This is a genomic window from Pontibacter silvestris (assembly GCF_020907275.1).
Lineage (GTDB): Bacteria > Bacteroidota > Bacteroidia > Cytophagales > Hymenobacteraceae > Pontibacter > Pontibacter silvestris.
In genome coordinates, this window is the sequence record NZ_JAJJWI010000004.1 from 1 (window position 1) to 23,742 (window position 23,742).

22 protein-coding genes and 1 pseudogene are annotated in these 23,742 nt (G+C 41.0%); 3 read left to right on the forward strand and 20 right to left on the reverse strand.

The genetic code is table 11. From position 1 onward, the window contains the following. Window positions 1–69: 69 nt before the first annotated feature. From LN995_RS04495 to LN995_RS04535, 9 genes are all read right to left on the reverse strand, one after another. Window positions 70–1,686, reverse strand: coding sequence for an Ig-like domain-containing domain (locus LN995_RS04495; protein WP_229958801.1), 1,617 nt, complete (start codon window positions 1,684–1,686; stop codon window positions 70–72). 83 nt (window positions 1,687–1,769) lie between these two features. Further along, window positions 1,770–2,657: a class I SAM-dependent methyltransferase gene (locus LN995_RS04500; protein ID WP_229958803.1), complete on the reverse strand. Its 888-nt coding sequence runs from the start codon at window positions 2,655–2,657 to the stop codon at window positions 1,770–1,772. Then, entirely contained in the window at window positions 2,658–4,520 is a 1,863-nt protein-coding gene (gene mnmG / locus LN995_RS04505) for a tRNA uridine-5-carboxymethylaminomethyl(34) synthesis enzyme MnmG (RefSeq protein ID WP_229958805.1), read from the reverse strand. It lies immediately after the preceding gene. A 65-nt stretch (window positions 4,521–4,585) separates the two neighbouring features. Beyond that, complete coding sequence (gene ybeY / locus LN995_RS04510; RefSeq protein WP_229958808.1) at window positions 4,586–5,014, reverse strand: rRNA maturation RNase YbeY; 429 nt, start codon at window positions 5,012–5,014, stop codon at window positions 4,586–4,588. Continuing rightward, a complete protein-coding gene (locus LN995_RS04515; RefSeq protein WP_229958810.1) occupies window positions 4,998–5,423 on the reverse strand; it encodes an ATP-binding protein in 426 nt (141 codons plus the stop codon). The genes ybeY and LN995_RS04515 overlap by 17 nt, the downstream gene beginning before the upstream one ends. A 37-nt stretch (window positions 5,424–5,460) precedes the next feature. Then, on the reverse strand, window positions 5,461–8,775 hold the full coding sequence (locus tag LN995_RS04520; RefSeq protein ID WP_229958812.1) for a DUF4175 family protein: 3,315 nt from the start codon (window positions 8,773–8,775) through the stop codon (window positions 5,461–5,463). Window positions 8,776–8,926: 151 nt separating this feature from the next. Continuing rightward, the gene (locus LN995_RS04525; protein ID WP_229958814.1) at window positions 8,927–9,688 is read right to left on the reverse strand and encodes an exodeoxyribonuclease III; all 762 of its coding nucleotides are present in this window, start codon (window positions 9,686–9,688) and stop codon (window positions 8,927–8,929) included. Between the two features lie 161 nt (window positions 9,689–9,849). Then, window positions 9,850–10,197 (reverse strand): hypothetical protein, encoded by a 348-nt coding sequence (locus LN995_RS04530; RefSeq protein ID WP_229958816.1) that lies wholly within the window; start codon window positions 10,195–10,197, stop codon window positions 9,850–9,852. 124 nt (window positions 10,198–10,321) lie between these two features. Beyond that, the gene (locus tag LN995_RS04535) at window positions 10,322–10,675 is read right to left on the reverse strand and encodes a carboxymuconolactone decarboxylase family protein (RefSeq protein WP_229958818.1); all 354 of its coding nucleotides are present in this window, start codon (window positions 10,673–10,675) and stop codon (window positions 10,322–10,324) included. Between the two features lie 107 nt (window positions 10,676–10,782). Here LN995_RS04535 and LN995_RS04540 point away from each other — a divergent pair, with 107 nt between their 5' ends. Then, the gene (locus LN995_RS04540; RefSeq protein WP_229958819.1) at window positions 10,783–11,457 is read left to right on the forward strand and encodes a ComF family protein; all 675 of its coding nucleotides are present in this window, start codon (window positions 10,783–10,785) and stop codon (window positions 11,455–11,457) included. Between the two features lie 170 nt (window positions 11,458–11,627). Here LN995_RS04540 and gldJ read toward each other — a convergent pair whose 3' ends face one another. Further along, window positions 11,628–12,857: a gliding motility lipoprotein GldJ gene (gene gldJ / locus LN995_RS04545; protein ID WP_229958821.1), complete on the reverse strand. Its 1,230-nt coding sequence runs from the start codon at window positions 12,855–12,857 to the stop codon at window positions 11,628–11,630. 63 nt (window positions 12,858–12,920) lie between these two features. Next, the gene (locus LN995_RS04550) at window positions 12,921–13,937 is read right to left on the reverse strand and encodes a PorP/SprF family type IX secretion system membrane protein (protein WP_229958823.1); all 1,017 of its coding nucleotides are present in this window, start codon (window positions 13,935–13,937) and stop codon (window positions 12,921–12,923) included. 145 nt (window positions 13,938–14,082) lie between these two features. Between LN995_RS04550 and LN995_RS04555 the strand changes: the two genes are divergently transcribed. Continuing rightward, complete coding sequence (locus LN995_RS04555) at window positions 14,083–17,094, forward strand: AsmA family protein (RefSeq protein ID WP_229958825.1); 3,012 nt, start codon at window positions 14,083–14,085, stop codon at window positions 17,092–17,094. Between the two features lie 84 nt (window positions 17,095–17,178). Here the strand turns inward: LN995_RS04555 and LN995_RS04560 are convergent, their stop codons facing one another. The 5 genes from LN995_RS04560 to msrA all read right to left on the reverse strand — a co-directional run bounded on the left by LN995_RS04560 (window position 17,179) and on the right by msrA (window position 19,793). Then, window positions 17,179–17,655: a DinB family protein gene (locus LN995_RS04560; protein ID WP_229958827.1), complete on the reverse strand. Its 477-nt coding sequence runs from the start codon at window positions 17,653–17,655 to the stop codon at window positions 17,179–17,181. A gap of 10 nt (window positions 17,656–17,665) precedes the next feature. Then, window positions 17,666–18,046: a DUF6970 domain-containing protein gene (locus LN995_RS04565; RefSeq protein WP_229958829.1), complete on the reverse strand. Its 381-nt coding sequence runs from the start codon at window positions 18,044–18,046 to the stop codon at window positions 17,666–17,668. 103 nt (window positions 18,047–18,149) lie between these two features. Next, entirely contained in the window at window positions 18,150–18,536 is a 387-nt protein-coding gene (locus tag LN995_RS04570; protein WP_229958831.1) for a diacylglycerol kinase family protein, read from the reverse strand. A 117-nt stretch (window positions 18,537–18,653) separates the two neighbouring features. Then, window positions 18,654–19,136: a GNAT family N-acetyltransferase gene (locus LN995_RS04575; protein WP_229958832.1), complete on the reverse strand. Its 483-nt coding sequence runs from the start codon at window positions 19,134–19,136 to the stop codon at window positions 18,654–18,656. Window positions 19,137–19,247: 111 nt separating this feature from the next. Further along, window positions 19,248–19,793, reverse strand: a complete 546-nt coding sequence (gene msrA, locus LN995_RS04580; RefSeq protein ID WP_229958834.1) for a peptide-methionine (S)-S-oxide reductase MsrA — start codon at window positions 19,791–19,793, stop codon at window positions 19,248–19,250. A gap of 281 nt (window positions 19,794–20,074) precedes the next feature. Between msrA and LN995_RS04585 the strand changes: the two genes are divergently transcribed. Beyond that, window positions 20,075–20,761, forward strand: coding sequence for a peptide-methionine (S)-S-oxide reductase MsrA (locus tag LN995_RS04585; protein WP_229958836.1), 687 nt, complete (start codon window positions 20,075–20,077; stop codon window positions 20,759–20,761). A 24-nt stretch (window positions 20,762–20,785) separates the two neighbouring features. On the opposite strand, the gene LN995_RS04590 is transcribed toward LN995_RS04585, so the two are convergent. The 4 genes and pseudogenes from LN995_RS04590 to LN995_RS04605 all read right to left on the reverse strand — a co-directional run bounded on the left by LN995_RS04590 (window position 20,786) and on the right by LN995_RS04605 (window position 23,650). Further along, a complete protein-coding gene (locus LN995_RS04590) occupies window positions 20,786–21,118 on the reverse strand; it encodes a peptide-methionine (R)-S-oxide reductase (protein ID WP_229958838.1) in 333 nt (110 codons plus the stop codon). Window positions 21,119–21,209: 91 nt separating this feature from the next. Then, window positions 21,210–21,605 (reverse strand): methionine-R-sulfoxide reductase, encoded by a 396-nt coding sequence (locus LN995_RS04595; RefSeq protein ID WP_229958839.1) that lies wholly within the window; start codon window positions 21,603–21,605, stop codon window positions 21,210–21,212. Between the two features lie 100 nt (window positions 21,606–21,705). Continuing rightward, window positions 21,706–21,870 (reverse strand): annotated as a pseudogene (locus LN995_RS04600) (PhnA domain-containing protein); the annotation flags it as partial. Window positions 21,871–22,834: 964 nt separating this feature from the next. Then, window positions 22,835–23,650: a TIR domain-containing protein gene (locus LN995_RS04605; RefSeq protein WP_229959274.1), complete on the reverse strand. Its 816-nt coding sequence runs from the start codon at window positions 23,648–23,650 to the stop codon at window positions 22,835–22,837. Window positions 23,651–23,742: the final 92 nt, after the last annotated feature.

The following is a 23,742-nucleotide window of genomic DNA, read 5'->3' on the forward strand; positions in this document are numbered from 1 at the left end:
CCATCATTACTTCTGAAGGAATACCAAATTTCTCATGATGTTATTTTCTGTACTCAAGTTAAATATAATTTAAAACTCCAGGTTTACATCTTCCCTTATCCAATTAGCTCTAACCTGAATTGCTTCTGGATATATATAAACCTTTTCTGGCTTTTTCTCAAGGTTAGGATCTCCCGAGTACCAGGTACCATCATTGTTTTCATCCACCAGTACTCTAATCCTGTAGGTTTCTGGATCTACATTTTTAAACTCAAACCTAGACTGTACATCCTTTAATTCCTGAACAGGTTTAAAATCTTTATTGATTAACTGAAGCACAAAGTTTGTATAGTTTGAAGTGACTTTACCAGAAATGCTTCCTGTACCTTTGCTTTCAGATATGCTCAATGGCAGTACAGGGAACTGTAGTCTTTCTCCTTCTATCGGTACTATGGCTGTGCTATCTATTACCAGGCTTAAATTTTTATTCCTGTTTTCAAGTTTGGGAAATGTAAAACTTAATTCTGTAGCAGTTCTGTCTAACATTATTTCCTTTGGATATTTTAAAGTCGTTAATGTGATGGAATCGGCTAAGATGCTTACAGGTGCTGCACCTGTGATAGTAATGGGTGTTTGAAATTCAATCGTTACCTGCTGATCTGGTTTGTATCCATTACTACTTCTGCTGTTGATAACTTTCAATTGAGCTCCTTTAATTTGTTGTGCTATCTTACCTTGAAAGCTTATTTCAATAGTATCTGTCGCTATATTTCCTGCAGAATCAACAGCTGAGAGTATCGTTTTTCCACCAGTGTAATTTGTAGTTTTAAACAGTTCTGCAGCCTTTCCGTTCGTGTTTATTTTGTGTGCCAAGGTATCATTTGCATTTCCTAATGGTTTAGCAAGGAAGCTTCTAATTCCTTCATTATAGTTAGCCCTAAATCTATCTGCATAAGTTTCACGCTGCATCAGGATTGGCTTCTTCGTATCTATTTTTATAGTTTGGAGTTTTACATTTTGCTCTTGAGCTGCTACATAAACTGTTGTGTCCAGATAAGCTATTTTCTCATTTTCATTATCATAGAAAGAGTTGTTGTTCTTATCTACAATAGCATACAACCTATACTCTCCCTCTTTAATATTCTCCAGATTATAGTTACCTGCTGAGTCAGTTTGAGTCTGGTAGTAAGGCCTGTTCTTTCTGACATTGAGCGTATCGTTTGTCGGATATAAGGCTACCACTGCCTCTTTTTCTGGCACTTGTGTAAGCAGATCTACAACAGTTCCGCTTACGCGACTAGAGTCAATAAATGACCCGGTACTAAAGGCAATTTTCAACCCTTGGGCTACATTCTTTTCTGTTATGTCCTGAACCCCTTTTCTAAAGTTAAAAGTGAAGGTCGTGCTATCCTGTAATTGATTATCAAACTCAAGTGTCAATTGCTCTCTTTTTGAGTTTACCGTGTATTTATTTTGAGTATTTGGAGTGATCAGCAACTCTCTTGTCAGATTATTTGGCTGTACTTCTTCATCAAAAGTTAGTGTAACCGTGTTTGTTTTTACATTTAACTGTTGGTCTTTTGGTGTGCTGCTTACCAATTTTGGAGGAACCAAGTCCCGTTCACCTCCCTCAGGTGTATTTATTGTTGCGCATGAATTAAGTGCGCCTATGGTTGCCACTGTTAATAATATCTGGCGTAGCGTCATATGTGATAAGGGTTCTTTTAAAGTAAAAGAGGCAAGCGTAAGTTTGCCTCTTTTACCATATTTATCTTTAATAAAAGCTTTTGCTATTTTCGCTTAGCTACAAATATCAGGCTGGAATAATCGTTACCGTTTTTCTCTGCGTAACTGTTCGACTTGTAGCCATTCATTACGCTATTAATAACGTTTGTTTTGCCGTCTTTATGTTTCTCGCTTAACATACTTACATAGTAAGCATCAAACTTCATAGGTAAAACCTCTTCTAACTTCATTTTATGCTTTTTCAGAAAGCGTTTCATAGTAGATTGAGTAAAATGGTACAGGTGGCGGGGCACATCATAAGCTGCCCAGTTTTCCTTGTACTGCTTTGCATCATGAGAATCTGCATTGGGTACTGCAATAATCATTGTTCCATCTTCCTGAAGCAGCGATAGAATACTGTCCATCGTCTCATTAAGTTTGTGGATATGTTCCAGTACATGCCATAGCGTTATTACCTCAAACTTCTCTCCTTCTATATCCTGCAAATCTGATGCTATTATCTCCTCCGTTTCTGTAGATGCGATTTCTCTTGCTTTTGCATTAGGCTCTACACCACGAATCTCCCACCCGTCTTTTTTACATGCTCCTAAAAAAACGCCAGTGCCACAACCATAATCCAGAATACTTCCTTTGCTATGCGCGTACCTGTTGATAAGTTCTACTTTCTGTTTGGTAGTAATTGAGCGTACCACATGGTACGCTCTGTTGATAATTCCTGTCTTAATGTTGCTGTGTGAGATGTATTCCTCAGATTCATAGTACTTACTTAAGCTTTCTTCATCTGGCCTTGGGTTCGTAAACTTGAACGTGCAGTTCTCACATTCAACAATTACAAAACTCTCTTTCGATACAGCATTATCATTTACTACTAAAAAATTTTTGAACTCTTGTTTGCCGCAGATCGGGCACTGTTCCAGTCTTTCGTAGCTCATTTATTTTCCCAGGTATACCATTAACACTGATATGTCAGCAGGTGTTACACCGCTAATGCGTGAGGCCTGACCTATAGTTTCCGGATTAACTTTCAGCAACTTTTCCTTTGCCTCAGCTGATAAAGCAGGGATGTTGCGGTAATTGATTTTTTCCTTGATAATGTAGTTTTCAAGTTCACTCATCTTCGTAGCCATTGAATACTCCTTCTCGATATAGCTTTCATATTTTACGGCTACACCTGCTTGCTCAATGCTATCTATCTTAAACTTGCTCAGGTATTCTTTTACTGATGGAACTGCAGCAGCAATGTGTTCTATCTCAATATTCGGGCGCTTTATAAGCTGACCCGCACGCTGCTTTTCTACAATAGGAGCAGAACCTAAGCTCTCTAGCATACTGTTGATATCTTCAGGATCAATCGGCTTATTATTCAAATAGGCGATGATTTCTCCTGTTTCTTCAATCTTCTTATCCACAGCTTTCATTCGGGTTTCATCTGCTAAGCCTAGTTTATAACCCATGTTGGTAAGCCTTATGTCGGCATTATCCTGGCGTAACAGAATGCGATGTTCTGCCCGAGATGTAAACATGCGATACGGTTCTTCTGTACCTTTATTTACTAAGTCATCAATTAATACACCAATGTAAGCTTCTGAGCGCTTCAGTACAAATGGCTCTTTATTGTTGATCTTATTGTGGGCGTTTATGCCAGCCATTAATCCCTGGCAAGCTGCTTCTTCGTAACCTGTTGTTCCATTAATCTGGCCAGCGAAGTATAGGTTTTCTACCAACTTTGTTTCTAATGTCAGGTTAAGCTGCGTTGGTGGGAAGAAATCATATTCTATGGCATAGCCAGGTCTGAACATTTTGGCATTCTCAAAACCGACAATTTTTCGCAGTGCTTTTAACTGTACATCTTCTGGCAAGGAACTGGAAAAACCATTTACATAAACTTCTACTGTACTCCATCCTTCGGGCTCTACAAAAATCTGGTGCCGGTCTCGATCTGCAAAACGATTGATTTTATCCTCAATTGATGGGCAGTAACGAGGACCTAAACCTTGGATACGGCCCTGGAACATTGGAGACTTTTCAAATCCTGTTTTTAGAATCTCATGTACTTCAGAATTTGTGTAAGTAATATAGCAGCTACGTTGTTGCTGTAGTGGTTCAGTATCGGTATAAGAGAATTTGGAGGGGTTCTCATCGCCGAACTGTTCTTCCATTTTACTATAGTCAAGTGAGCGTCCATCTACACGAGGAGGTGTGCCTGTCTTCATCCGACCTGCTTCGAAACCCAGATTTTTCAGATCTTCTGTAATACCTTTTGCTGATTTTTCAGCAGCTCTCCCCCCCCCTAGTTGTTTTTCTCCTATGTGGATAATTCCATTCAAAAACGTACCATTAGTTAAGACTACCGCTTTTGCGCGTATAGTTATCCCCAGGCTTGTTCGTATACCAACCGCTTTATCGTCCTCTACTTCTATACCTGTTACCATCTCCTGCCAAAAGTCTACATTTTCCGTTTGCTCTAAAGAAAGTCTCCAGGCCTCAGCAAAACGCATGCGGTCACTCTGTGCTCTTGGGCTCCACATAGCGGGCCCTTTTGATTTATTAAGCATGCGGAACTGGATCATGGTTTGGTCAGTAATAATACCGCTCATCCCACCCAACGCATCTATCTCGCGAACTATCTGCCCTTTGGCTACACCACCCATTGCCGGGTTACATGACATTTGGGCAATTGTATTCATGTTCATGGTTGCTAGCAGCACCTTTGAACCCATCTTAGCAGCTGCGGCTGCGGCCTCACAGCCCGCATGCCCAGCCCCTACTACTATAATATCGTATTCTGGAAACATGTACTTCTGATTTTATAGATGTTTCACGTGAAACATCTGCGGGAGAAACCTAATTCCTTTTTGAGTTAAAATTTTCTCAAAGATAAGGAAGAATCCTCTTCTTTACGCATAAGTGTCTCTTCCTCTTTAGTCTTATCTTTGAAGCCCAATAAATGAAGGACACCATGTATAATAACACGGTGTAGTTCATCTTCAAAATTAGTCCCTAAAGAAGTTGAGTTGTCGCGGACTCGGTCTATACTTATAAAAATATCACCTTCAACGGTGCCATCCTCATCGGCATTGTTGAAGGTGATTATATCTGTGAGGGTATCATGGAAGAGATACTCAACATTGATCTCGTGAAGGTAATCGTCAGAGCAAAAAATGTAAGTGAGATTAACTAAGTCGTGATCATGTTGCTCTACTATAGTTGCTATCCACTCTGATATTTGATCCTGGTTTTGTAGCGTGAACTCTATGTCTTCGCTAAAGAACTCAATTGGAAGATCCATTCTGTGAAGGAGCGATATTAAATATTAACTGTACTTTTTTGCCGTCTTCAGAAAAATTAACTTCATCGCAAAGGTTCCGCATTAGGAAAATGCCACGGCCACCAGGATTCTCAAGGTTCTCTGGTGCAGTTGGGTCAGGCAGGTTCTCATAGTCAAAGCCAGGACCTTCATCTTCTACCTCAAAAATTAACTGATTCTGATCAACCTGTAAAGTAAGATAGACGTTCTTGTCTTTATCAAACTTATTGCCGTGCCGGATGGCATTGTTTACAGATTCTGTAACAGCAACCATAATGTTGCCATAAATATCATCCTCAAACTCGAATTCTTCCTTAGAGTTATCTATAAAGCTTTCAATTACTCGGATGTTCTCGATTAAGGAAGGAATCTGAATTTTAACTTGATTCATATTAATCTACGTGTGTAACTATAGGTGCTTAATTGATTTATTTATTACTAATGCTTTGGAAATACTCATTAACCTTCTGCTTGTAATACGGAGACAAAGCCGGAGGTATGGTTTTAAGTAATTCCGTTTGCTTTTCTTTTGCTTTTAAATATTTCTCGAATTTTGGAGGTATTTTACGAGGAACATTCTGAGCTGTTTTAGCTTCACGTTTGTTATCAAGCTCCCGCTCTTTCATGGATTTCTCAGCCTCCAGCAAACGCGTCAGAATTTCTCGTTGGCGCATTATGGTTTGCTCAGTCAAACGTTTATTAACGAGATCAGTCTCGCTTTGTTCCATCATCTTACTGATATTTCCGACGTCACCATTTTTGCCCTGCTCACCAGGTTTACTACCCTGCTTTTCCATTTCTTTCATGGCATTTCGGAGAGCCTCCTGCTCAGCAGCCAATTTAGCTAATTCTTCAGAAAGAGCCTTGCCTGATTTGCCTCCTTTTTTTAATTCTTCCATTTTTTTATTCAAAGCATCCTGCATTTTACCTAGATCACCAGGTTGAGGCTTGTTTCCTTTCTGGTTTCCGGCCATGCCGCCCTGCATTTGTTGCATAGCCTGCTGCATTTGCTTCAGAGCATCGTTCAGCATCAGAGCAAGATTATTCATAGACGTCATGGCTAACTGTTGCTGGGCGGTGGCTTTGCCAACGTTCCGGTCGCGGAGTTCCTGCATACTGTTGTCCATGCTCTGATTCATTTGCGCTACCTCACGTGTAACATAGGACTGAATCTGGAACACTTTCTTTGCTAAAGAGAAAAGGCTATCTTCAATAACTTTTGAGTTATCACGAAGGTTGAGCTGTTGCTGTGACAGCGTGATAAAACGCGGGTCGCTCTGGTTTACTCCACGGAATTGCTTCATCAGAGCTTCCTGATCAAAAGAAAGCTTAATAAGGTTTTCTAATATATCCCGAAGATGGTCTAAGTTCTGCTGCATGCCCGACATGCTCATGCTAGTGTTCATCTGCTCCATTTGCTTAGCCATTTCCTGCATCTTCTGCCCTGTTTTCTGCTGCGATTCGCTGGCTTTCTGGTTTTGCTGCTTTTGGAGCTGTTGCTGACTCTGTTGCATTTGCTGTTCAACCTGCTTCTGATCCTTTTGCTGCTGCTCTTCATCCATAGCATTAGGGTTTTGCAGCTTTTTATTTAGCTCCTTCATCTCTTCCATCTGCTCTTTCAAGCCTTCAAAGTCCTGCTTTATCTCCTCTTGCTCCTGTTGTAGTTGCGCATTGTCTTCCTGCTTTTGCGCTGTTTTTTCAGATAACTCCTGTTGTTCCTTTGCCATCTCCTCTAGCTTTGAAGTTACATTGTCTAGCTTCTGTTCAAACTGAAGTTGTTTAAAGAGTTCCAATGCACGGTCAAGCTCTCGTTCCAGGTTTCGTTCCCGATTGTCAAGCTTGCTTAACAGTTTCTGTAATTCAGGGTCATTGGCTTGTTTCTCCTGCAGCAGTTTCTCTAGTTCTTCGTACAGCTTTTTTGTTTCCTCATCTAAGAGGTCCTCCATTAGTTTCTGAAGTTCTTGGCTTTTCTCTGCAAGTTGTTTGTCCTGCTCGCTTAATATGTTTTGCCTTTTATTAAGCTCATCAAAAAGCGATTTCATGGAGGAGATATCCTGCTCCAGTTGTTTCTTCTTCTGAACGAGATCTTCCAGCTGCTTTTTGTCCTGCCAGCTTAGCTCCCGCTTTGTTTTCATTTTCTCTTCTGATTTAGCCAGTTCATCTTTTAGTTGAGTTGATTTCTGTAAAGACTTACTTAGCTGGCTCGCCACCGATTGGGCATTATTATCCAGTTCCTTTTGTAGTTCGTGCTTGCTAGGTACTTTTAGCTCGAATGTGCGGGTGCGGGCACTTTTATGACCGTGGATACCATCATTATCCCACACCTGTACAAAGTACTCCAGCTTATCGCCAGGCTGCATATTTAGAGCAGTTGTATTCCACTGATAGTAATAAGTCTGGCTTAGCTGTTGCTTGTTGAGCGGAAGTGCCTGTGCTTTATATGTTGCCTCCGGATTAGAATCGTTGCTGACGCGGTAGTTCAGCGTAAGCCGGGTTAAACCATAGTCATCCGACACATCTCCACCTAAAACCAAAAAGCTATAAAGGGTAGTATCCTGGTACTGCTCAATGCTTATCTGAGGCTGACGATCAGGAATAGTGCTTACTTGGTAACTGATCTGCTCTTTGTTGCTGCTATGGTTGTTTGTAAGCTTAATACTATAGTTCTGGCTCTGGTTAAACTTTTTACTTGCATCAAAAGAATCTCCGTCTTTTTTAGTAGTTATGGTTTCTCCTGGTTCTTCAAAAATAAGGCTGACTCTTTCTGTTTCTGTAGCTTTAAAGTTCCAGGTAAGGGTACTTCCTTCGGGTATGGTGGCATTACCAGTGTTTTGCACCACTTCTGGTTTACGGTTTAGGTAAGCCGGGTACTTAACCTCCATCTGAAAGTCTTTAAGGTTAGGGCGGGACAAAAGCTGTAGCTGATAACTATCCGACATAAAACCTGAGCCTTCCAACTGAAACTCTACAGGTTTTTGTGGTTGCTTAAAAGTGTAGGAATAAATGTTGTTGCCATTGCTGCTTAACTTCTGACGACGCCCATTATAGTTAATGTATACCTCATTAGGAACAGCTGTTCCCTCCACTCCTACATTTAAAACGAAGTCTTCGCCCCGGTAAGTCCGGAGCTGGTTGTTTTGCACTACAAACTCAAATGGTGCCAGCGGGGCATAATATTTTTTATAGTTAACGATACGCTCTGTGCCCTGTACAAAAATGGCGGGGTAAACCAGCGCTATAAGTAGGGCCGCTACTACCGGAAGTGCTATGTATTTGAGCAGAGGCTTGTTCTCTTTATATGTGACAGCCTCTGAAAAACGAAGATTATTTAACTGCCCTGTTCGTTGTTCTATACTGGCAGCAATAAGCTCATTGGTTTTATCGAAGTTCTTAAGCTGAATAGCGTTTAACAGCTTATCCCGTACGTCAGGGTAATGGGTACCTACATTAAGTGCTGCCTGTTCATCGGTTAATAGCTTCTTCAGGTTTGCAATGGCGGAAAGCGGTATGGCTATCCAGCGAACAAAAACATAAATTACTAATGCAACAAAAGAGAACAGCAGGAAAGCCCGCACATACTGCGGAAAGTAAAATAGGTATTCCAGTAAGCTATAAATAATATAAATGGAAATAAGCATTCCCACAGCAAAAATGCTACCTCTGAGCAGTAGGTTAAGGTAGAATTTCTTTTTGTACTTCTGGAGCTGATGCAGCAGCCTGTCAAGGGCATCGTTGTTTTTCATCTCTCTGCTTTTAATACTTTTAAGGCATGATAACTACAGTTATTGGTTAAGCCTGTGCATTTAACTTGTTGCAGATTAATGCATAGTGGGTTTAACAGGTGACTAAAGTATAAACTATGAACGTTTATACTTTAGTATACTACCTCTCCTCCTACTCTATTTCCAATAACACGGGGCAATGGTCTGAATGTTTGGCTTCTGTGAGAATGGCCGCCCGCTTCAATCTATCGCTTAGGTTTTCTGTTGCCATGTTATAATCAATACGCCAACCAAGGTTTTTGTTCCGTGCTCCGGCACGATAACTCCACCAGGAATAATTATGCGGTTCTTTGTTGAAGTGCCTGAATGAGTCTATAAAACCGCTTTCTATAAATTTGCTCATCCAGCTTCGCTCCTCAGGTAAAAAACCAGAGTTGTTAGCATTAGACTTAGGGTTATGTATATCAATGGCTTGGTGGCAAATATTATAGTCTCCGCTTACCACAAGTCCGGGCAATGTTTCTTTTAAGTTATTAATGTAATTGTAGAAATCATCGAGCCATTGCATCTTAAATGCCTGCCGCTCATCACCACTAGACCCTGATGGCATGTATACGCTCATCACCGAGAAATTGTCGTAATCAGCACGAAGTACACGGCCCTCATTATCATAGCTTTCTATGCCACAACCAACTTCTACATGATTAGGTTTCTGTTTAGACAGTATTGCTACGCCACTATAGCCTTTTTTTATGGCTGGGTGCAGGTACACATGGTATCCCAGATCTTCAAAAATAGTGCGATCAAATTTTGTTTCGTCTGCTTTTATCTCCTGCAGGCAAAGTACATCCGGGTTTGCCGCTTGTAACCATTCTGTAAATCCTTTGGTAATAGCAGCTCTAATGCCGTTAACGTTGTAGGTTATAATTTTCATGGGTGATTTAGAGAATCAGGTAGCACATATTAAGTAACACAGCTCAGCTTCCAGTTAACTATCATGAAGTAAAAACTAGCTGTACTTATATTTTCATTAAAAAGCACAAGTAGGTTTAAAGTGCTACTACTTGATACGGGCTACGTGATTCTTATAAAGTTTTAAAATTCATCGGCATGGTCAAAATACTCCAGTATGTGCCACTTTAGCATTTTTTCCTGTTCTTTAAGATTGGTAAATGGCAAAGGTTTAGCCGATCGGTAGTGAGGCCACCCCTCTTCGTCTATGCCTGTTAGTTCGTAGTAGCCGGACAAGCTGAACACTTTGCAGGTGGCAATGTGCATCAGGTCCTGCTTCTCTTCTTTGGTAAAGTTACGGATACCTTTCCCTAGCTCCTGAATTCCGATCAGAAACAAAATAGCATTCAGGTCGGGCTTCTTGCCAAAGGTTTTCATCATAGATGCCCGTAGGTTCGTCCATCTATGATCTAAGTTATCAGATTGTTCCATAGTTTAATAATGTAGTTGCTGATTTGTATTACTGCTCCGAAGAATTTATAACTTCATTTCGGGAGAGCCAATAAGCCATAACAATCAACAACTACATTATAGTTTAATATCAAACATTAAGTGCCTATTCTGCGCTACCCCGTTCTTTCAGTTCCTCCCAGTATTCTACAGCCCTTCTGAAATGAGGGATAACTATGGAGCCTCCTACTAAGTTAGCGATAGAAAAAACTTCCATAATTTCTTCGTCCTTGATACCTTGCTCGTAGCATTTGCCTACATGGTACTTAATACAGTCGTCGCAACGAAGCACCATGGAGGCAACTAAACCCAGCATCTCTTTTGTCTTAACATCCAGGGCACCTTCCATATAAGTATTAGTGTCAAGGTTAAAGAAGCGTTTAATTACTTTATTGTCATAAGACATAATGCGCTCATTCATGCGCATGCGGTAGTCATTGAATTCTTCTACTAAGCTCATTGTTGTGTAAAATATCGCTGATTCAGCATTAAAAAAGTGTTACATTAAAGTTACGCGAAATTATCAAGAATTCCTTAATACGACTGCCCCTTGTAGCTTTAGACGACTTGCTTTCGTTGCTGTTTCCACAGGTTTGCTATGCCTGTGACGGCGCCTTAGTACGTGGCGAGAAGTTTATCTGCACCGATTGCAATATAAAGCTGCCTTATACCGATTATCATGTTCATGGAGCTACAGCGCTTAATCCATTGCAACAGAGGTTCTGGGGTAAGGTGCCTGTGCGGTTTGCTTTCTCCTATTTACATTTTCGATCTAAAGGAAGGGTACAGCGGCTTTTGTTTAAGTTAAAGTATAAGGGAGCACAAGAGCTCGGAGAGTTTTTGGGGCAACATTATGGGGCTCTCCTTTTCGACCACCAATATGCTTCGCAGTTCGATTTAATTTTACCAGTACCGCTGCATAAGCTAAAGCTGCGCAAACGTGGCTTTAATCAGTCTGATAGCTTTGCTAAAGGTTTGGCAGAGGCGATGCAAATACCATGGAGAGGTAATGTACTGGAGAGAACAGTTAATACTTCTACACAAACAAGAAAGAACAGATTAGACCGCTGGCAAAATGTAGAACAGGTATTTCAGGTGCGGCAGCCAGATCAGGTAAAAGGAAAGCGTGTTCTTTTAGTAGATGATGTGCTGACAACAGGTGCTACTTTAGAGGCGTGTGCTGTGGCATTACTCAAGGCTGGTGCTGCCGAAATAAGCGTGGCAACTATTGCTGCAGCTTAAGCAAAATTGAAATGGTTTTCCAGAGAAACAAGTTGCTAAGTGCTGTTCTATATTACTTTAAAGATAAATTTAAAAGTAATATAGAACAGCTCCTTAAAAGGAAAGTAGCCAAAAGCAAAAAGGCCCGGAACTACCCGGGCCTTTTTGCTTTTGATTATCTAGTATCTATTTTATTTGTTAGAGCCAGCGTTGATCATGGCGCAACGGAAACCGATTGTTGCAGTTGCAGAGTCCTGAGTCATAAAGCGGCGGGTACCTGGTGATAGCCAGTAAGCCACATCTTTCCAGGAGCCTCCTTTGAAAACGCGTACTTCATCATTTATCAATGAATGGAAACCTTCATTAGCATCATAATTTTCAGCAGCATCCTGGTAACCATCACGACGGAATGGGTTTAAGTCTTCAACATCCTGGTAAGATAGTGGACGGTAAATATCCTGTACCCACTCGTTTACGTTACCAGCCATATTGTACAAACCGTAGTCATTTGGAGGATAACTGTAGATATAGTCAGTAATCATTGCTCCATCATTCAGCGAGCCAGCTATACCGGCGTAGTCACCACGGCCACGTTTAAAGTTTGCCATAAACTGACCCATTTGCTTTCCGTAAGGGTTACGCACCTGATGACCATCCCAAGGGTAAAGCCTCCTGTTGTTCTGGTTTTCATCTTCGGTGTATTGTGTACCGATCATAGCCTGAGCTGCATATTCCCACTCCGCTTCTGTTGGGAGACGGTAATTCGGTAATACATAGCCAGACTCAATAGATGGTGCAGCGCCTTCTGTAGCTCCATCATTGCCGCCACCTCTGCCAAATAAACCTCTTCTGCCGCCACCGCCGTTAGCTTCTTTGGCAAGGTTCTCATTAACCTTAGCTGTACGCCAGGTGCAGAAGTCGTTTGCCTGTAGCCAGCTTACACCAACAACCGGGAAGAAACGGAAACCGGGGTAACGCAGATAATATGTTACGTAAGGGTCGTTGAAAGACAATTGGTTAGACCAAACAGTTGTATCTGGTAGTGCAGCCTGATAAACCTCTGGTAATGAGTCGCGCTTTAAATCGTGCAGATACTCCAGCCAGTGAATGTTGGCTACTTCAGTTTCATCCATATAGAAAGAAGCAACAGTTACAGTTCGCTCAATATTGTCACGTGTCATGGCAATATCTTCTTCCATAGAACCTAAAACAGTACGACCGCCTTCAATAAATACCAACCCCGGGCCACCTGGTATATCAGCATATTCTGCTACGTCAAAAGCATTCTCATCTTCTCCATACCTGGCACCTGTGGCGGAACTGTATTCGCCAGGGCTTGTACTGGTTGGATTAGATTTGGAGCAGGCTGTTACCAAGAAGCCACCCACAACCGCAACCGATAAATACTTAATAAATTTCATAAAATAGCACCCAATTAAGATAAGGTTCTTGTAATGTAGTTTAATATGCAATTATAAATAAAATTAGAATGCCGGACAAGCAATGTTATTCTTTGTTTGATGCCCTAAGCGGCTTTTAAACAACTTATTAAAATCAATTTGTTCAAAAACAAGTGAAATTTCGTTAGCACCCCCTGCCTGATTACTAAATCCTTTTAATCCAATATCGTGGCTGAAGCCTACCTTAAACTGTTCCAGTTTCAACCCTACAATTACGGACAAGGCTTGGTCCTGGTTAGTTCCATTTACTACAGGTACACCTTTATATATTAGTCCTAACGTAAATGGAGTATAGATAGTGTGCACCCCTAAGTCAATTCTTCTGAAATTTTTTTGTTGAATATAAGTTACAGAAGGTGTGAAGCTTAGTTCAAATAACTGACCCTGTGTTTGGTAAGAACTAACATACAATTTATACCCGGAATTTAAAGTAAATCGCCTTGGAAGTGCAATCGTTTGCCCTATCCCATACTGTGGTTTATTTAAATTTGTTACTGTTAGTCCGAGCCAGAATTGGTCTGTAAACACCAGGCCTCCTGTACTGAAACTCATGTAACTGGTAGGCTCAAAAACATTTGCTTCGGCAGAGGCCAGTGCAATTTGCCCATTATCTGATAACTGATCTCCGAACACAAGATTATCATAATTTACCCGAAGGGAGGCTATACCTGCCTGTAAACCCGCTGACATAGCCCAATTTTGATTTATCTGTGTTTGGTAAGCATAACCAATACTGGCCTGTAATTTTTGCAATCCTCCAACACCGGCTTTATCTTGTTGCAACACCAGCCCGATTGCACTTTTTGTACCTGAAACCCTGTAGTCGGCAGCTAGCTGGTTTGTTCTGAAAGAGCCGTTTAAGGCAGGCCACTGGTCGCGGTAGGCAGCTGTTACACTCCAACTGTGGTTAAGACCGGCAAACGCTGGGTTCAGGTACAAACGATTCGCATACTGCTGCGTAAAATGCACGTCCTGGGCAACCGCTATAGAACAGCTCCAAAAACAAAACAAGCAGTAACAAATCTTTATTTTCAACTTCATATTAAATACTAAACTACAAACATAAACGCTTATTACATGCACTACATAAAAAGGTTATGGATAAATTAGCACGGTTTTAGCTATAATATGTAATGTAGTTAAGCCTTAAAAATAAAGAGTTACACCAGATATACCACTCAATAATATGAAAAAAGTAGTAATTGGTTTTTTTATCTTTCTGGCACTGTTGCTTGTAATTGCAGCTGTAGTACCAGTTCTTTTTAAAGATAAGATAAAACAAGCCTTAGACAAAGAGATTACCAAGAACATAAATGCAATCGTTATTTACGAGACAGATGATGTAAGCCTTTCGCTTTTCAGAGATTTTCCTAATCTATCTTTAGGTGTAGATAATCTTTCTGTAATTGGTAAAGACTCTTTTCAGACAGACACGCTGGCACAGATTCCCTCCTTCCGCTTAGGGCTGAACCTTGCCAGTGTGTTTGGAGATAAATTGAAAGTAAACAGTATTGCACTGAACGAGCCTACAATTCGTCTTATAGTTCTTAAAAGCGGGAAAGCCAACTGGGACATTTTTATAGAAGATACGACTGCCACGACTTCTGCTGATACGGCAGCCAGCGAGTTTAACATGGCTATAAAAGGATGGGAGATTAATAACGGTACCTTCTTTTACGACGACCTTACTATTCCTTTTGGTATTGCAGCTTATAACGTAAACCACACAGGCAGCGGCGACTTTGAGAAGAGCGTGTTCGATATGGATTCCAGAACTACTGCCGATCGCTTTACTATGACTTATGCCGGAGCTAATTACATAGAGAATGCTAAGCTGAACGCCGATGTAACGCTGGCGATGGACCTGGAGAAATCGCTTTATACCTTTAAAGACAATAACATCAGAATAAATGAATTCCCTTTTCAGTTTTCAGGTACCATTCTGTTGCCAGATGCTGATTACATGGATTATGACCTTACTTTTAAAGCAACAGAAACTGACTTTAGAAATGTGCTGTCGATAGTGCCTGGCATGTACAGCGAGCAGTTCGAAGACATTAAAACAGAAGGAAAACTAAGCTTTGACGGCTTCTTTAAAGGACGCATGACTGATTCCTTAATGCCCAGCTATGGTGTTGATCTCAAAATTATAGAAGGGATGTTTAAATACCCTGATTTACCTGAAGCTGCCCATAATATTAACGTAGATATGAGCGTGGCCAGCCAGGATGGCACTCCTGCTGCTACTAACGTTAATGTGCGTCAGTTTCACCTCGATTTAGGTAAAAATCCTGTGGATGCCAAGGTTGTAGTGAATGGGTTAGAGCCGATGCAGGTAGATGGTAACGTGAAAGCTAATGTAGACCTTGCCGAAATAACCAAGGTGTTTCCGGTGGAGGGTATGACATTGCGCGGACTACTAAAAGTGGATGCAGATGCCAAAGGTACCTATAGCGAAACCAGTATGCCTGTGGTTAATGCCGATATGCGCTTGACGAATGGCTATGTGAAATCTGCTGATTTCCCTGCGCCTATTCAGAGCCTAAATGTCATAGCTAATATTCTGAATACCACTGGCAACACCGACGATACCCGCATCAACATACAGAATTTTAATATGACACTGGATGGTGAGCCACTGGAAGGTCGTGTTTTGGTACAGGGTATTGATCAGCCTGCTTTCGACGCAAACGTTAAAGGTATACTAGACCTGACGAAGCTTACAAAGATATTCCCGCTGGATAACATGACTGTTTCCGGACGAATAAATGCGAACATTGCTGCGAAAGGTAAGGTGAGCGATATAGAGGCAGAACGTTACAACAATGTTACTGCAAACGGTAGCATGGCTGTGAACAACCTTAACTTTGTGAGCACTGATTTGCCCCAAGGCATTAAAATAGACAAAGCGAATGCTGTGTTCAACAATGAACGTATCGAACTTCAGAACATGAGCGGTTACCTGGGCAAGAGCGATATTCAGGCTAGTGGTACTATCTCTAACTACCTGGGCTATGCTTTGGCAGAAAATCAATCATTACGCGGAAACTTTAACCTGAGCTCTAACAAATTTAATGTAAATGAGTGGATGGTTGACCAGAACACAGGTGAAAGCGTGTCTGCCTCGCAGGAGGCTGAGGGCGTTGTGGAAGTGCCCGCGAACTTAGACGTAACGCTTAATATTGATGCCAAGCAGGTTGTGTATAATAACCTGAACCTGAATAACGTAAGTGGCCGTGTTCTGGTGAAAGACCAGGTGGCGCGCCTGCAGCAGGTTTCTTTCAATACACTTGGTGGTACATTTGCCACCAGTGGTAGTTATAATACCCAGAACCTGCAACAGCCTCTGTTCGATGTGAATCTTGATATTAAGAATCTGAAGTTTAAAGAGGCGTTCAATGCTTTCAGTACAATTAAAACACTGGCTCCTATTGCTGGTTTACTGGAGGGTACTTTCTCTACCAAGTTCAACTTTGCCGGAGAACTTGGTCAGGACATGGCGCCGGTTTTTAAAACTTTAGACGGACAAGGTATTATAGATGTTGTAAGGGCTGCCGTGAGTGATGTGAAAATTGTAGACAAGATCAGTAGCCTGACAAATTTTGAAGAGCTTAAAAACTTTGTGGTGGAAGGCAAGAGATTAGAAGCTGAAATTGTAAATGGAAGCTTAGTCGTTAAGCCGTTTGACCTGAACATAGGTAACATAGATATGACTGTGGGAGGATCTAACAACGTGAATGGCCAGATTGATTATGTAACAGCTTTGAAAGTGCCTGCCGGTAAAGTAGGCCGTGAGTTAAATACGAGGCTAGCCAGCCTGTTAGGTAACGACCAACTACAGAACTCGGAGCGTATTACGCTAAACCTTAATATAGGAGGTACTTTGTCAGACCCTCGTGTTGCTTTAGCTGGCGGTTCTGTTAAGGAACAGGCAACAGAAGTTGTGAAGAATGTGGTGCAGGATAAACTGAACAATGCCAAAGCCCAGGCAGAACAGCGTAAACAGCAACTTCAGGATAGTGTTACAGCCGAGTTGAACAGGAGAAAAGAAGCGGCTGAACAAAAAGCCCGTGAAGAGCTGGAGAAGAAGCGAAAAGAAGCTGAGCAGGAGGTGAAAGGCAAAGCAACCGATCTGCTGAAAGGCCTTCTTAAACCAAAATCAAATACTCAGCCTGATACAACCAAGACAGGTAATTAATGATATCATCAATACAAACCAAAACGAGCTTTCCAAATGATGGAAAGCTCGTTTTGGTTTGCTAAATGGTGGTTTTGCATGTTATCAATAAACCTGCCCCATTAGCTCCCGCACATAAGTAACATAGTCAGTGTTAGGAGGGGTGTGCCCGTTTTTACGCAGGTCAGTAGCTACCTGAGCACGATGGTAAGAAGCATGGTTAAATGCGTGCGTCAGGATGTCCAGTACTCGGGTACTGTACTGGTTGCCAAGGCTGTTAGAGTAGTCGATCAGGCGGTTAAACTCTGTTTCGTCGCTGTTAGCTACCAGCTCAGCTATTTTGTAAGAAGCTGATTGGTGTAGTTCTTTCAGTTGCTCCAGGTTATGCTCCTGCCATACTTTCACAGGGCTATCAGTGCCGGTGATACGAGCAATCCAGATAGCCTGTGCATTCAGAACATGGCTAAACAGTCGCAGCGAGTTTGCTGGCACTTCCGGCAAGCTGCTAAACACATCCAGCATTGTTTGGTTTGCCCAGATGTTATACTCCGACAGGTTTTTTAATACGTCGTTTCCAGTCATTTTTATTTGTCTATCGTTTATCTTCCCAAATTAAAGTTTCTTCTGATCTTTTTTCAAAAAAATCGGTACAACGACCGTCTCCCTTGCCCGTTATGCCTCCGTCTGGTTCACAGAGAGTGTTACTCTTTACATCGTAAAGCTTGCCTGGTATATCGCAGCAGCGGCCTGTAAGGTAATATACTTCCTGATCGTTATAGGTATAGCGGTAGATTTTAGCAGGTGGGTTGGCAGGGCCTTCTGCTTCTAAGTCACGAATAAGATCGCTTAGCCACGGTGCACTTTTTGCGTTGGCATTCTCACCAGCAGAGCCTTGAATAGACTTTCCTGGTGTGCAGGCAACTAATAAGCATAGCAGCAGGACTATTAGAAATGATTGTTTTACGGTAGCCATACAGGCGCTCAGAAAGTAATAAGCAAAAGTAAATATTTAATTACGAATTATGAGCCTATATTGATGAATGTGTAGGTCTGATAAGACAAGCAGATACCAAGCTTTACGTGTGCTTTGCCAGGTTAAGGAAGGATATCACATAAGGTACAAAGATGATAAGCCCTACAATAGCAACGGCAATGGACGCGGCTAGTACCGCACCAGCGGCTAAATCTTTGGCTTTTCCTGCCAGGGGATTATATGCAGGAGAAACTAAGTTTACAACAGTCTCAATGGCTGTGTTAAAAACTTCAGCTGTAAATACTAAGCCAATACAACCAATTAGCAGACACCACTCTGTCTTTGTCACATCAAAAAAGAAACCTGCTCCTACTACTCCTAAAGTAGAAAGCACGTGCAAACGCATGTGCGGCTCAGACCTTACGGCAGAGTTCAAGCCCCTGAAGGCAAACTTAAAGCTGTTGTAGCGTTTTTTGAAGTAGGTCTGCAACCTTGTACAGTTATAGATTTAAAATATGAATGGTTATACTTAGCCGTGGCAGATGGAGTTAAGCTAAATTATATTTCATGAAACTTATTAGTTGCTGTAGTTCATCAATATTCTGAATTACAGCTTACGGTACATAATATATGCGTCCACCAATCCTTTTTCAGCGTGATTAAAGCCTTCAGGTATAATGCCTACAATCTCAAAGCCTGCTTTTTGCCAGAGGTTTACTGCTGGTGTGTTTGTACTAACCACAATATTGAACTGCATGGCTTTAAAGCCTTGGCTTCTGAGCTCTTCCAGAGAGTGTTCCCATAGCCTCTTCCCTATTCCTTGCCCGTGTGCCTTCGGGTGCACCATATAAGATCCGTTGGCAACATGGGAGCCTAAGTCGATCTGGTTTGGCTTTATGATGTATGTACCTAATATTTCATCATCCACTTCAGCAACATACGTATGCATGTAAGGAGCAAACCAATGTTTGGGTAAATCAGCTTTTGGTGTATCCGGCGAGAAGACGTAGGTATCTCCTGACTTTATCACTTCTCGAAAGATTTCCCACACAGCATCCAAGTCTTCAGCTGTGGCTTTTTTAATAACCATAGGTTTTATTAAAAGAACATTAATATAAGAAAACGACTGTAAAAAATTGCTTATAAAGCAGCAGAGCCGCAACTTTTGCGGCTCTGCTGCTTTATAAGCTAAAGTCTCAGGTTAATTGTCTGTATATTCTGACTTCAATTTATGGCCGAATACTTTTCTGAACTTGTCTACTTTCGGGCGTATCACAAAGCTGCAGTAGGGTTGCTGCCCGTTGTTCTCAAAGTAATTCTGGTGATAGTTCTCCGCCGGATAATAATTTGTAAGTGGTTCTATGGCCGTAACAATAGGATCATTAAAAGCCCCGGATGCATCTAATTCCTGCTTATATTTCTCCGCTAGCTGCTTTTGCTCTTCGTTATGGTAGAAAATAACGGAGCGGTATTGCGGGCCCACGTCATTTCCCTGTCGGTTTAAAGTGGTAGGGTCATGGGTTTCCCAGAACACTTCCAGTAGCTCTTCAAAGCTTATTTTCTGCGGATCGTATGTGATTTGGAGCACTTCAGCATGCCCTGTAGTTCCTGTGCAAACCTGCTTATAACTAGGGTTTTCCACATGGCCTCCTGCATAGCCTGATGCCACTTTTTCTACTCCTTCTAATTGTTGAAAAACTGCCTCTGTGCACCAGAAGCATCCGTTACCAAATGTTGCTATTTCCATATTTATTTTTTGTTTGAATAAGGATGCTGGCATTAGTTTAACCAGTTCCTGATACCGCTACCATCTATGCCTTTGCTTGTTTGCCTGAACACCTCTTGAGGCTATCAATATTGCGGTTTCCTAATTTAAAGATAACTCAAAAATCCCTTATGATTGCTATTGTCTGCTATACGTTTCGTAAACCAGAGTGGGTTGTTAAGCTATATAAGAACAAATTCAAAGCAGGATAGTTTGAAACATTTTGTTAGGAACTGACTGTTACTAACAAAACAATCAGACGAATGACAAAGGCAGCAGACACTCATAAGCCTCTTATAGAGCAGAGCATTCCGAAAGATTTAGAAACGGCAACCTTTGCTATGGGTTGTTTCTGGCGCCCAGATGCACTATTCGGAAGCATCGAAGGCGTTGTGCGAACCCGGGTAGGTTATACAGGAGGTACTACAGAAAATCCGACCTACTGGATGCTGGCAGATCATATTGAAACCGTTCAGATAGATTATGACCCTGCTGTGACAGAGTACAGAGCCTTACTAAATATATTTTTCTCCAGCCACAAGGCTACACAGGAGGCGTGGAAACGGCAGTATATGTCCGCTGTGTTTTTCCATAATCGGGAGCAGGAAGGATTGGTTTACCAGGCAAAAAAGAACCTTGAAGCACAATCAGGAAGTAAAGTTTATACTACTATTTACCCTTACAGGCAGTTTTATCTGGCAGAAGATCGGCATCAGAAATATAAACTACAGCGCCGACTTACTTTGATGAGGGAGTTTAGGAGTATGTATCCGGATATGATGAGTTTCATTAATTCTACAGCCGCAGCACGTGTAAACGGCTACCTGTATGGCTACGGCAACAGAGAGCGCTTACAGCAAGAAATCAATAGCTTTGGCTTATCTGCTACTGCCCAGGACATGTTGTTAGATAAATTGGAAGTGCCTAGAGTGATTAACTGTGGTAGTTAGCATAATTCCCAAAGTGCACTTACATTACCTTTGGCTATTGTTCTCTTCAAGCTTAAGGGAATCTGCATTAATACAGTATCTGACATTAGTTGGAGTCCTGCTGTCTTCAAACAAATGGCCCAAGTGTTGCTTGCACTGGCTACACAGTAGTTGAACCCGATGCCGACCATAGGTATCCAGCGGGTTCTGTTGTACATTATCTCCAACGTGCGCCCAAAAGCTGGGAAAGCCAGAACCGACATGAAACTTCTTTTCTGCCTCAAACAACACACTTCCACAACGGGAGCATGCGTAAACTTTGTGCTGCTCTTCCGGGTTTTGTTGTTTTGGAAGTTGTATCTTCTGGTTTCTGACCATACCTTAATATTGAAAGAGCGTAGAAGTTTAAAGAAGGTTTACAGTTAATAAAAAAGCAGATGCTTCTTTACATCTGCTTTCTACTGCTAGGTTATTTCTCTAGTTCTTCTGCTGGCACAAACTGCAATGAGAGTGAGTTTACGCAGTGGCGCAGGTTTTTTGGTGTCAGGTACTCACCTTTGAATACGTGGCCTAAATGTCCTCCGCAGTTGGCACAAACAATTTCTGTTCTTCTGCCATCAGCATCAGGTATGCGCTCTACAGCTCCTGGTATCTCATCATCAAAGCTTGGCCACCCACAGTGCGATTCAAATTTAGACTCAGATGTATAAAGTGGCGCATTGCAGCGTTTACACAGGTATATACCTTCAGCTTTATGGGAATCATACTTACCTGTACCCGGATACTCTGTTCCTTTATGAACTATAATTCTTTCTTCGTCTCTGGTTAGTTGATTATATTCTGATGGATCTTTCGCTACTTTCATATTACTGTTCTGTTTTTTTCTTTTATACGTGTACTTGTATAAACAAATAATAGGCCGAAAGGGTTTGGAATGACGAAGTGTCGGAAGCGTAACTGAATATCTAGGCTTTCTTCAAGTACATGGTTTTAAGCACCACTTGGCTCTTCCCTATTCTGCATTCTACTTCTTCCGGGCTGTTTGTCAGGCGGATGTTTTTTATTACATTGCCTCTTTTCAGGGTTGTAGGCATGCCTTTTACCTTCAGGTCCTTTACTACATGCACAGAGTCTCCGTCTTGCTAGATGTTGCCGTTGCTGTCTTTTACGTCCATTGTTTTGCTATTTAGAGCGCCAAAGGTAGCAAACTTCTAAAGAATGCTTGTGGGTAAACTCAGAGCAGAAGATAGTATGCTCCTTTACAAGCAACTGCAGCCAAACAGGCCTTCCTCTGCATACCATAAATGAATTATATTATTACCCATTTGCATAACTGATCCTCTTGATGGTGTGTCTAAAGTATTGTTCAGCGTAAAAGTATCTGCGTAGGTAAAATAAAGGCCTTCAACTTCCTCCAGAGCAGCATATTAAAAGAAGATGCTGTTATCTCCTTTAAATCTTTAGCCTCACCCGCTTGTTTACAAGAAACTGTGTCGGGCAAAATCAGGAACAGAGAAAGGTATTTGTAGTGCTGTTTCATATTTTATCTGTTAAAGATTATGCGGCAGTTGTAACTCCTTTTTTATTTATGGCAAGTCAACTTCAATAACAGAAATATAGCTAAAAACAACGTTAAAATGTTTGTAGAACCTTTCTGACATCAATGATTCACTTCTAAAACTATGCGCTATGAAAATGCAGCACTATTTATTTTTTAGGAATCTTTTTGGCGTTCAGTAATAGCTGTCTTATCAATGGCTGAATAGACATTTACTATAGAGCTCTTAATACTTAAGTTAGCAGTCGCTAAGCCACAACTTAAATATTGGAACTATGGTTTAGCTATTATTGGCTTTTCATTCTTGTTAGAGTTGAATGATAGGAAAAAGGTAATATAATATAATGTATTTACAGTAAGGATTTACTCCTCTCCGCACATGCCGTAAGCTTGTGTACAGCGGTAACTTATAAAGAAGTATGGCAGCAAGTTAACAACTTGCAGAAGTACATAGGTAGGAAATGCCGTTTACAAACTGGCTGCAAAATATAGCCATAAGTTACGCTATTGCCAAGCTTGCGGAGTGTGTGAATGAACTAAAACGGTAGATCATCCTCCTCTACTTCATATAGCTTATAAAGTCTTTGCTCCTCTTTAAGAAGTATACTTAACCCATCTTGAGAAATTTTATATGCATAAAAGTCTTCACCACGTCCATCAATATCATTTTCTTTTTGGATTAGACCTAATTTTTCCAATTTGATAGATGATATGTCAATTCTCGGATCCCTAATTTTTAAAGTTTCTTTGATATACCATAAATTTAACCCAGTTGGAGAGTCAGTTGCTGTTGCAATAAGTACAGCTAAAAATTTAAAATCAATTTCAGATAAGTTTATGTTAGTGATATGAAAGTTAGGACTTGAAGCTTTGTAAGTATTAACAGTTTTTATCAAGCCCAATGTTTCAATTTCCCTTTTCATAAGTGAACACGCAAAATTTAGAGCGGATGTAATATCTCCATCAGATCTTTTTGGTTCATAATCAGCAGTTGTTACTCCAAGTAGATCGGTAGGGAAGTGTAAATCAACATTCCTTGGTTTTACAATAAAGCTCCTTTGTTTACCGATAGTTCCAATAAATAGTCCAAGCTCAAAAATCACGTTGTCTCTAACAACTTTCTCTTCAATATTTCTAATTGTTGCTATATCATCTTGAGAAAAAATGAAAGCTGCAAAATCAACAGAAGAAGCCTTTTCTATTAGAGAATCAATAGTGTTGTTTGCTAGTTTAAATGTACCATTTCTCCAAATAGTAACTTCACATGAATGATCTAAATTCTCATTGATAGCATCAGCTATACTTAAGCTTTCTGTTGAGCATCCAATAAACAACCTTGGCTTTCTTTCCATCACGTCTAACATTAAGTAGAAGTATAAATATAGCAAAAGATGTAAAGAATTGTACTAAAAAAAGCAGCTCCTGCAAAAGCTGCTTTGCCTTT

Excerpts from the sequence above, each read along its gene's own strand:
- LN995_RS04595 (WP_229958839.1), bottom strand. The coding sequence starts at position 21,605 with ATGAAAGTAGCGAAAGATCCATCAGAATATAATCAACTAACCAGAGAC.
- LN995_RS04520 (WP_229958812.1), bottom strand. The coding sequence starts at position 8,775 with ATGAAAAACAACGATGCCCTTGACAGGCTGCTGCATCAGCTCCAGAAG.
- LN995_RS04565 (WP_229958829.1), bottom strand. The coding sequence starts at position 18,046 with ATGGCTACCGTAAAACAATCATTTCTAATAGTCCTGCTGCTATGCTTA.
- msrA (WP_229958834.1), bottom strand. The coding sequence starts at position 19,793 with ATGGAAATAGCAACATTTGGTAACGGATGCTTCTGGTGCACAGAGGCA.
- LN995_RS04575 (WP_229958832.1), bottom strand. The coding sequence starts at position 19,136 with ATGGTTATTAAAAAAGCCACAGCTGAAGACTTGGATGCTGTGTGGGAA.
- LN995_RS04530 (WP_229958816.1), bottom strand. The coding sequence starts at position 10,197 with ATGGAACAATCTGATAACTTAGATCATAGATGGACGAACCTACGGGCA.
- LN995_RS04525 (WP_229958814.1), bottom strand. The coding sequence starts at position 9,688 with ATGAAAATTATAACCTACAACGTTAACGGCATTAGAGCTGCTATTACC.
- LN995_RS04550 (WP_229958823.1), bottom strand. The coding sequence starts at position 13,937 with ATGAAGTTGAAAATAAAGATTTGTTACTGCTTGTTTTGTTTTTGGAGC.
- mnmG (WP_229958805.1), bottom strand. The coding sequence starts at position 4,520 with ATGTTTCCAGAATACGATATTATAGTAGTAGGGGCTGGGCATGCGGGC.
- LN995_RS04515 (WP_229958810.1), bottom strand. The coding sequence starts at position 5,423 with ATGAATCAAGTTAAAATTCAGATTCCTTCCTTAATCGAGAACATCCGA.
- LN995_RS04590 (WP_229958838.1), bottom strand. The coding sequence starts at position 21,118 with ATGGTCAGAAACCAGAAGATACAACTTCCAAAACAACAAAACCCGGAA.
- LN995_RS04560 (WP_229958827.1), bottom strand. The coding sequence starts at position 17,655 with ATGACTGGAAACGACGTATTAAAAAACCTGTCGGAGTATAACATCTGG.
- LN995_RS04535 (WP_229958818.1), bottom strand. The coding sequence starts at position 10,675 with ATGAGCTTAGTAGAAGAATTCAATGACTACCGCATGCGCATGAATGAG.
- gldJ (WP_229958821.1), bottom strand. The coding sequence starts at position 12,857 with ATGAAATTTATTAAGTATTTATCGGTTGCGGTTGTGGGTGGCTTCTTG.
- LN995_RS04555 (WP_229958825.1), top strand. The coding sequence starts at position 14,083 with ATGAAAAAAGTAGTAATTGGTTTTTTTATCTTTCTGGCACTGTTGCTT.
- LN995_RS04605 (WP_229959274.1), bottom strand. The coding sequence starts at position 23,650 with ATGGAAAGAAAGCCAAGGTTGTTTATTGGATGCTCAACAGAAAGCTTA.
- ybeY (WP_229958808.1), bottom strand. The coding sequence starts at position 5,014 with ATGGATCTTCCAATTGAGTTCTTTAGCGAAGACATAGAGTTCACGCTA.
- LN995_RS04585 (WP_229958836.1), top strand. The coding sequence starts at position 20,075 with ATGACAAAGGCAGCAGACACTCATAAGCCTCTTATAGAGCAGAGCATT.
- LN995_RS04495 (WP_229958801.1), bottom strand. The coding sequence starts at position 1,686 with ATGACGCTACGCCAGATATTATTAACAGTGGCAACCATAGGCGCACTT.
- LN995_RS04500 (WP_229958803.1), bottom strand. The coding sequence starts at position 2,657 with ATGAGCTACGAAAGACTGGAACAGTGCCCGATCTGCGGCAAACAAGAG.